This is a genomic window from Achromobacter sp. GbtcB20, assembly GCF_019091095.1.
GTDB lineage: Bacteria > Pseudomonadota > Gammaproteobacteria > Burkholderiales > Burkholderiaceae_B > Achromobacter > Achromobacter mucicolens.
This window is the reverse complement of sequence record NZ_JAGXJZ010000035.1, coordinates 22,410-29,898: the sequence shown is the minus strand read 5'-3', so window position 1 is coordinate 29,898 and position 7,489 is coordinate 22,410. Positions and strand designations below refer to the sequence as shown.

Below are 7,489 nucleotides of genomic sequence, written 5' to 3'. Positions count from 1 at the left end.
CTGAACACGCTCATCGGTCCGCGTGTAGCGATAGCTAATCACTACAGTGGCCAAGATACAAGGTGTCTGACACCCGCAGAGATGATCTTGGGTTGGAGACGGTGCTTCAAGGGTGTCAGACACCGGTGGCGCCATCGGGTGGCGCGAGTTAGCTCAGTCAGACGCCTGTGGCGCGACCTTGGGACCACACCGGGGCTCGGGTGTCACCCGTTGTTGCTTGCTCGTTCAGCGCGGCGTGCGCAGCAGGCGGTTGATGGCTTCCAGGTCTGATTCCGCCAGGATGCCGCTGGTGGCCTTCAGGCGTAGCCCGGAGAGCACCGTGCTGTAGCGGGCGAGGGCCAGGTCGCGTTGGGTGGCGTAGAGCTGTTGCTGGGCGTTCAGGACGTCCAGGTTGATGCGGACGCCGACCTCGTAGCCGGTGCGGTTGGCTTCGACGGCGGCGCGGCTGGATTTTTCGCCGGCTTCCAGGGCCTGGATGCGGGCCAGGCCGCTGGTGACGCCGGTGTAGTACTGGCGGGTGGCTTGGACGGCCTGGCGGCGGGCGGTTTCGTAGTCGTAGCGGGCTTTTTGTTCCAGTTCGACCTTTTCCGTGACTTGCGAGGACACGCCGCCGCCGGAGTACAGGGGAATGGACAGGACCACGCCGATGGTGTTGTCGATGGGCTTGCCGGGGGCGGCGTTGCGCATGACGGCGTCGCTGGCGCTGCCGCTGGTGGCGCGCAGGTTCAGGGTGGGGTAGTGGCCGCTCTTGGCGATCTGGATTTCGCGGCCGGCGATGCGGGTCAGGAGTTGCGCGCGCAGGACTTCGAGGCTGGAGGTTTCGGCCTGGTTGCTCCAGTCGGCGATGCGGGCGGGCTGGGGGGCGGGCAGTTGCACGCCGTAGGGCAGTTCGGACAGGGCGCCGGGCTGCGTGCCGATGATCTTGGCCAGTTCGTCGCGGCGCACTTCCAGGTCGTTCTGCAGGCGCAACTCTTGGGCGACGACGAGGTCGTAGCGCGATTGCGCTTCGTACGTGTCGGTGATGGTGGCGTTGCCGAGTTCGAAGTTGCGCTTGGCCGATTCCAGTTGACCGGCGACGGCGGCTTTTTCGGCCTCGGTGGCGGTCAGGGTGTCCTGGGCGTACAGGACGTTGAAGTAGGCGTCGGCGACGCGTAGCAGCAGGTCCTGGTAGGCCTGCTGCAGCTGGACTTCGACGTCGGCGACGATGAGCTTGGACTGTTCGAAGTTCTGCCAGCGGCCCCAGTCAAAGAGGGGCTGGGTGAGCGCCAGGTCCCAGACGCCGCGACCGCCGCTGTAGGCGTAGGACAGGCCACGGGTGCTGCGGGTTTCCTGGTAGGCGCCGCCGGCTTCGGCGGTGATCAGGGGCAGCAGCAGGGCGCGGGCCTGGGGTTCTTTTTCAAGGCCGGCGCGGTAGTTGGCGCGGGCTGCGGCATAGGTGGGGTCGTTGCCCAGCGCGGCCTGCCAGACCTGGACGAGGTTCTGGGCGGACGCAGTCAGCGGGCCGGCACTTGCGGCGCAGGTGAAAACCAGTAAAGCCGTCAGTGATCGGACGCGCATGATTTTTCAACGATACGCCGGGCCGCCGGACGCGACGCCGGCCCCATGGGGGCCGGGCGGCAGGCGGCAGGTTTGCGGAGTTAGAACTTGAACTGCGACACCGTGACGCCGCGCAACGGCTTGATGACCGTTTCGAAGAGTTTGACGGTTTCGAAGCTGGCGGCGGTGGTGCGGGTGATGCGACAGGCAGTCATGATGGGCGCCTGGCCCACGACCACGACAAGGCGGCCGCCCACGCGCAGCTGGTACTTCAGCGCGTCCGGCACGACCGGCACGGAACCGGTGACCAGGATGGCGTCGTATTCGGTGGAGCCCCAGCCATTGCGGGCGTCGCCGGTTTCGACCTTGACGTTGGTGACGTTGTTCATCTGCAGGTTCTGCTGCGCGAAGGTCACCAGGCGGCTGTCGATTTCGACGGAGGTGACTTGTTGCGCCAGGTAGCCCAAGAGGGCGGCCTGGTAGCCGGAACCCGTGCCGATTTCCAGCACGCAGTCGGACTTGGTCAGCAGCAGTTCTTGGGCGAGGCGTGCTTCGACCTTGGGGGCGAGCATGTTCTCGCGGGTGTTGACCGCGTTGATCTCGAGCGGCAGCTCCAGGTCGGAAAACGCCAGGCCGCGCAGGGCCGGCGGAACGAATTGTTCGCGGCGCACATCGAACAGCGCTTGCAGCACGTTGGCGTCCAGGACGTCCCACGGGCGGATCTGCTGTTCCACCATGTTGAAGCGGGCTTGTTCTACGTCGGGCAGGGTCGAAGCGTTCATGACGGTCAGAAAAAACAGAGGAATCAACGGGCCATTGTACCGATTCGTAGCGTCCTGTGACGGCGTGCCCGGGCGGCAGATGTTTCAGGCGCGGCCTAAACCTCGGAAAAGCAGACGGCGCCCTGCGGGGCGCCGTCTTTGCGTGGGGCAGGCGTGCCTACCACCAGCCGTGGAAGTGGTGGACCGGCCCGTGGCCCGAGCCGACCGTCAGGCGCTCGGCGTGGCGGATGGCCTCAGTCAGATAAGCCTTGGCGCGTTTGGCCGACTCTGGTACGTCCCCGATTTGGGGCAGCAGCGCCGCCAGCGCGGCCGACAGCGTGCAGCCGGTGCCGTGGGTGTTGGCGGTGTCGATGCGGTGACCGGGCAGTTCGATCATGCGGTCGCCGTCGTGCAGCAGGTCGATGGTTTCGCTGCCGGGCAGGTGGCCGCCCTTGACCAGCACCCAGCGCTCGCCCGAATGCGCCAGCTTGTTGCGCAGGCGCTCGGCCACGCGCCGCATTTCCTTGACGGTCTCGACGGGGCGCTCTTCGAGCAGCACGCCGGCCTCAGGCAGGTTGGGCGTGAGCAGGGTGGTCAGGGGCAGCATGGCTTCGCGCATGGCGCCGACCGCGTCGTTCTCCAGCAGCAGGTCGCCGCTCTTGGCGACCATGACCGGATCCAGCACGATGTGCGCCGGCGTCCATTTGGCGAGCTTTTCCGCCACGACCTCGATGACCGGGCGCTGGCCCAGCATGCCGATCTTGATCGCGTCGATGCGCACGTCGGCGAACAGGGTGTCGATCTGCAGGCCAACGAAGGCGGGCGGCACCGGCGAGATGCCCGTGACGCCCTGCGTGTTCTGCGCGGTGAGCGCGGCGATGATGGCGCAGCCATACGCGCCCAGCGCGCTCATGGCCTTGACGTCGGCCAGGATGCCGGCGCCGCCGGACGGGTCGACGCCGGCGATGGTCAGCGCGTTGGGGATGGGACGGCCGCTGGCGGCCGGCTGGCGCGAGTTCATTTGGCGCGACCGCCGGTGATCAGGCCTTCGGTGGGCGAGCTGGGCGCGCCGCTGTACAGCTTCTTGGGCATGCGGCCGGCCAGGAAGGCTTCGCGGCCGGCTTCGACGCCCTTTTTCATGGCGCTGGCCATCAGGACGGGGTCGCGCGCGGCGGCGATGGCGGTGTTCATCAGCACGGCGTCGCAGCCCAGTTCCATGGCGATGGCGGCGTCGGACGCGGTGCCCACGCCCGCGTCGACCACGACCGGCACGCGGGCCTGGTCGATGATGAGGCGCAGGTTCCAGGGATTCAGGATGCCCATGCCCGAGCCGATCAGCGAGGCGAGCGGCATGACGGCCACGGCGCCCATGTCTTCAAGCATGCGGCACTGGATGGGATCGTCCGTGCAATAGACCATGACCTTGAACCCCTCATCGACCAGCGTCTTGGTGGCCTTGAGCGTTTCGGGCATGTTGGGGAACAGGGTGTGCGGGTCGCCCAGTACTTCGAGCTTCACGAGGTCGTGGCCGTCCAGCAGTTCTCGGGCCAGGCGCAGGGTGCGCACGGCGTCGTCGGCGGTGTAGCAGCCGGCGGTGTTGGGCAGCAGCGTGAACTTGGAGGTGGGGACGTAGTCCAGCAGGTTCGGTTCACCGGCGTTCTGGCCGATGTTGGTGCGGCGGATGGCGACGGTGACGATTTCCGTGCCGCTGGCGTCCAGGGCCGCGCGGGTCTGTTCGAAGTCCTTGTACTTGCCGGTTCCGACGAGCAGGCGCGACGAATAGGCGCGGCCGGCGATGGTGAGCGTGTCTTGTGTGGTCATGGCGGTGCTTCAAAGGGCGGGCGCGCACGATGCGAGGCCCGCGGGGACTGGCTGACTGATGCCGAATGATAAAGCAGGACGCCGGATGACAGGGCGGGGACGCTGGCCGGCGCGTTCCACTAATTGCGGAATGCGCGCGTCAGCGCACCCGGTCCAGGTCGGCGCAGAGGGTCTCGGCCGCGTCGATCAGCCGCGGGCCGGGCCGGTACAGCGCGTCGGCGTCGACACCGTAGACGTGGCCCTGGCGCGCGGCCGGCAGGCCCATCGCCTGCCAAGCGGCCAGGTTTGCCTGCGTGTCCTCGCGGCGCGAGACGCCGGCCAGCACGGCCTCGGGCCGGGCCGCCAGCACGCCTTCCAGCGTGACCTGCGGCGCCACGATGGGCGCCTGGCCGAAGACGTTGACACCGCCGCACAGCCGCAGCGCATCGCTGACGATGCTGGCGTTGTTCAGGGTGTAGATCGGGTCCAGGCCGGCCTGCACGAAGACCCGCACCGGGCGCCGGCCGGCATAGCGGGCCTGCAGGGCCGCCAGCCGCGCGCGCATGTCCGCGGCGGCGGCGTTCGCCACGGGTTCGGTGCCGAACAGCTTGCCCATGCGCTCGACCGCGCCGGGGATGGCGTCCAGCGTCAGCGGATCGCTGTAGAACACGGGCACGCCCAGCTTGTCCATCACGCGCGCCAGCGGTTCGGCGGCAGACGGTTGCCAGGCGATCAGAAGGTCAGGACGGGCGGCGGCCACGCGCTCGGCATCGGGCTGCGTGCCGTCGCCGATGATGGGCAGCGCCCGGGCTGCGGGCGGGTAGTCACTGCCCAGCACCGTGCCAACGATGAACCCGCCCGCGCCCGCGGCGTAGACGAGTTCGGTGGCATGGGGCGCCAGCGTGACGGCGCGCCGGGCGGGCGCCTGCAGCGCAACGGCGCGGCCGCGGTCGTCCTGCACCTGGATGGATTGCGCGCCGAGGGCCGGCAGCGTAGACAGCGCCAACGTTGGCGCCAACGCCAGCGCCAACATCCAGGCCGGCTTCGCACCCCGCTTCGGCGCAAGTTTCTGTATCAGCTTCTGCGCCAGTCCGGCGGTCGTCAGGACGCGGGTCGAGGTCATGCGGCGGCTCCGTCGGGTGGGCGTAAACGCGGGACAGGGCCTGCGCGGGACCTGCGCCTGGCGGAAAGGCGCATGCCGGCAGGCCCTGTCCCGTGAGGCGGCAATCAGTAGCGTAGCGTGAGCGACGCGTAGAAGTTGCGGCCGGGAGCGGGGTACAGGCTGTAGTTGGCGACGGGACCCAGCATTTCGAACGAGGCGTTGCCGCCGCGGATGCCGTACGTGGCGTACTGGCGGTCGAAGATGTTGTTCATGCCCACGGCGCCTTCGATGTTGCGGGTGAACTTGTACGCGAGCTTGGTATTAAAGAGCACGTACGCATCCAGCTGCTTGTCGAACTGGTTGGCCTGGTCGTTGTCCATGCGCGACTTGCCCACGTATTGCGCCGACACGTTCCACAGGAATGCGTCGGTGGGGCGCCAGGTGACGGCGGCGTTGGCCAGCCACTTCGGGGCGAGCGGCACGGTCTTGCCGGCCAGGTCCACGCCCGCGTAGGTGCCGGAGCGGAACTGCGCCTGCATCCACGTCACGTTGGCGTCCAGGCTCACGCTGCTGGACAGGGCGGTGTGGCCTTCCAGCTCGACGCCTTGGCGGCGGGTCGGATCCAGGTTGGTGTTGGCGCCGGTGCCCGGGCCCCACAGACCATCGGCCAGCGGGTTGTACTGGATCTCGTTGGTCAGGTCGTAGCGGAAGTACGACAGGCGCGCGCTGCTGGATGCCGACTGCCACGTGATGCCGATTTCCTTGTCGGTGGAGGTCTGCGGCGCCAGCGGCGACTGGACCGACAGCAGTTCGTCGGCGTTCGGCAGGCGGAAGCTGCGGCCGATCTTGCCGTACACGCCGAAGCCGCTGGCCAGATCCTGGCGCACGCCGAGCTGCCAGGCAGTCAGGTGGTTGCTGCGATCAGACGCCGTGCCGGAACCCGAAATCACTTCCAGATCGTCGGACGCGTACTGGCGGCGCACGCCCGCCGTGATGTAGGTGCTGTCGGTGGCGCGGATCTGGCCTTCGGCAAAGAGGCCGTACTGGTGCTGGCGCGATTGCCACTTCGAGGGCTCGAAGTCGTAGTAGGCGTTCTGGTCGGCGGTGGTCTTGGCTTCCTGCGCGTCCGCGCCGAAGACGACGCTGTGGCCGCCGTTGATCGGCAGGCGGTAGCGCACGCTGGCGATGTTCTCTTCGAGCTTCTGGTCGCGCAGCGTGTCGCCGAAACCGTCATAGGTCACGCCGCTGAGCTTCTTTTCGCGGGTCGACAGGTCCGAATACAGCACGCCGGCGCCGATGGCCTGTTCAAGCTGCAGGCCGAACGTGGTGGTGGTGGTCTTGACGTAGTCGACGTCGTTCTTGGCGCCGCGCGGATCGTCCTGGAATTCGTTCACGCCAGTGAACGGGTTGATCGTGCGCGGGCCGGGCAGTTCCAGCTTCTGCGTGGTGGTGCGGCCGTACAGGCGGATCGAGCCGTCGTCGTGGCGGAACGTGATGCCGCCGCCGCCGCCCTCGCGGCGCTCGCCGCTGTGGTCGCGGTAGCCGTCGCTGTGCAGCGACTGCATGTAGGCGTCCACGCCCACCTTCTCGTTGTTCATCGAGACGGCGGCGTCGTACTGGCGCAGGCCGTAGCTGCCGAAGGTGGCGGTGGCGCGGGCGGACACCGGTTCCTTCGTGAAATCGGACTTGGTGATGATGTTGATCACGCCGCCGGTGGTGCCGCCGCCGTATTGCACGGAGCCGCTGCCGCGCACGATTTCGATGCGGTCGACCTGGTCCAGCGGCACCACGCCCAGGCTGGGCGCCGACAGGTCGTTGGTGTTCTGCTTGACGCCGTCGATCAGGATCAGCGTATTGCTTGCGCCGGTGATGCCGAAGCCGCGCAGGTCCACGATGGCGTTGTCGCTGGAGCTGGTGGTGTTGATCAGGTTGATGCCGGACTGCGTGGACAGCAGGTCCTGCATGGTGCGGGCGCTGCTGGCCGCGATGTCCTCGGCGGTGATGACCGAGATCGACACCGGCAGCGTGCGGCCGTCGGTGGGCACGCGTTGCGCGGTGACGGTGATGCTGTCCAGTTCGGGGGCGGGGGGAACGGTCTGCTGGGCGGCGGCAATGGCCGGAGCGGTACAGAGCAAGGCGCCGGCGTAGCGCCGGATGGAGCGGGCTTTCATCTACATAACCTCGAAGCGACCCGCGACCCCGCAGGCCATTCACGATGGGGAGAATGCCCGCGCGCCGGGCGGGCCGAAAGGCCGCGGGGCGGGGAACAGGCATCCTGGCGAGCGAACAG

Annotated in this window: 6 protein-coding genes; all 6 read right to left on the bottom strand. The window is 68.0% G+C overall.

All coding sequences use genetic code 11. The annotated features are described in order from the left end of the window. Positions 1 to 225: 225 nt before the first annotated feature. Complete coding sequence (locus tag KVT32_RS26300; RefSeq protein WP_056327531.1) at positions 226 to 1,557, bottom strand: TolC family outer membrane protein; 1,332 nt, start codon at positions 1,555 to 1,557, stop codon at positions 226 to 228. 80 nt (positions 1,558 to 1,637) lie between these two features. After that, positions 1,638 to 2,318: a protein-L-isoaspartate O-methyltransferase gene (locus KVT32_RS26295; RefSeq protein WP_056327622.1), complete on the bottom strand. Its 681-nt coding sequence runs from the start codon at positions 2,316 to 2,318 to the stop codon at positions 1,638 to 1,640. A 157-nt stretch (positions 2,319 to 2,475) separates the two neighbouring features. Then, positions 2,476 to 3,318 (bottom strand): bifunctional hydroxymethylpyrimidine kinase/phosphomethylpyrimidine kinase, encoded by an 843-nt coding sequence (gene thiD, locus KVT32_RS26290; RefSeq protein WP_217619056.1) that lies wholly within the window; start codon positions 3,316 to 3,318, stop codon positions 2,476 to 2,478. Continuing rightward, a complete protein-coding gene (locus tag KVT32_RS26285) occupies positions 3,315 to 4,118 on the bottom strand; it encodes a thiazole synthase (RefSeq protein WP_217619055.1) in 804 nt (267 codons plus the stop codon). Before KVT32_RS26285 ends, thiD begins: the two co-directional genes overlap by 4 nt. A 139-nt stretch (positions 4,119 to 4,257) precedes the next feature. Next, positions 4,258 to 5,130: a cobalamin-binding protein gene (locus KVT32_RS26280; RefSeq protein WP_217619058.1), complete on the bottom strand. Its 873-nt coding sequence runs from the start codon at positions 5,128 to 5,130 to the stop codon at positions 4,258 to 4,260. A 194-nt stretch (positions 5,131 to 5,324) separates the two neighbouring features. Then, positions 5,325 to 7,370 (bottom strand): TonB-dependent receptor, encoded by a 2,046-nt coding sequence (locus KVT32_RS26275; RefSeq protein WP_217619054.1) that lies wholly within the window; start codon positions 7,368 to 7,370, stop codon positions 5,325 to 5,327. Positions 7,371 to 7,489 lie beyond the last annotated feature (119 nt).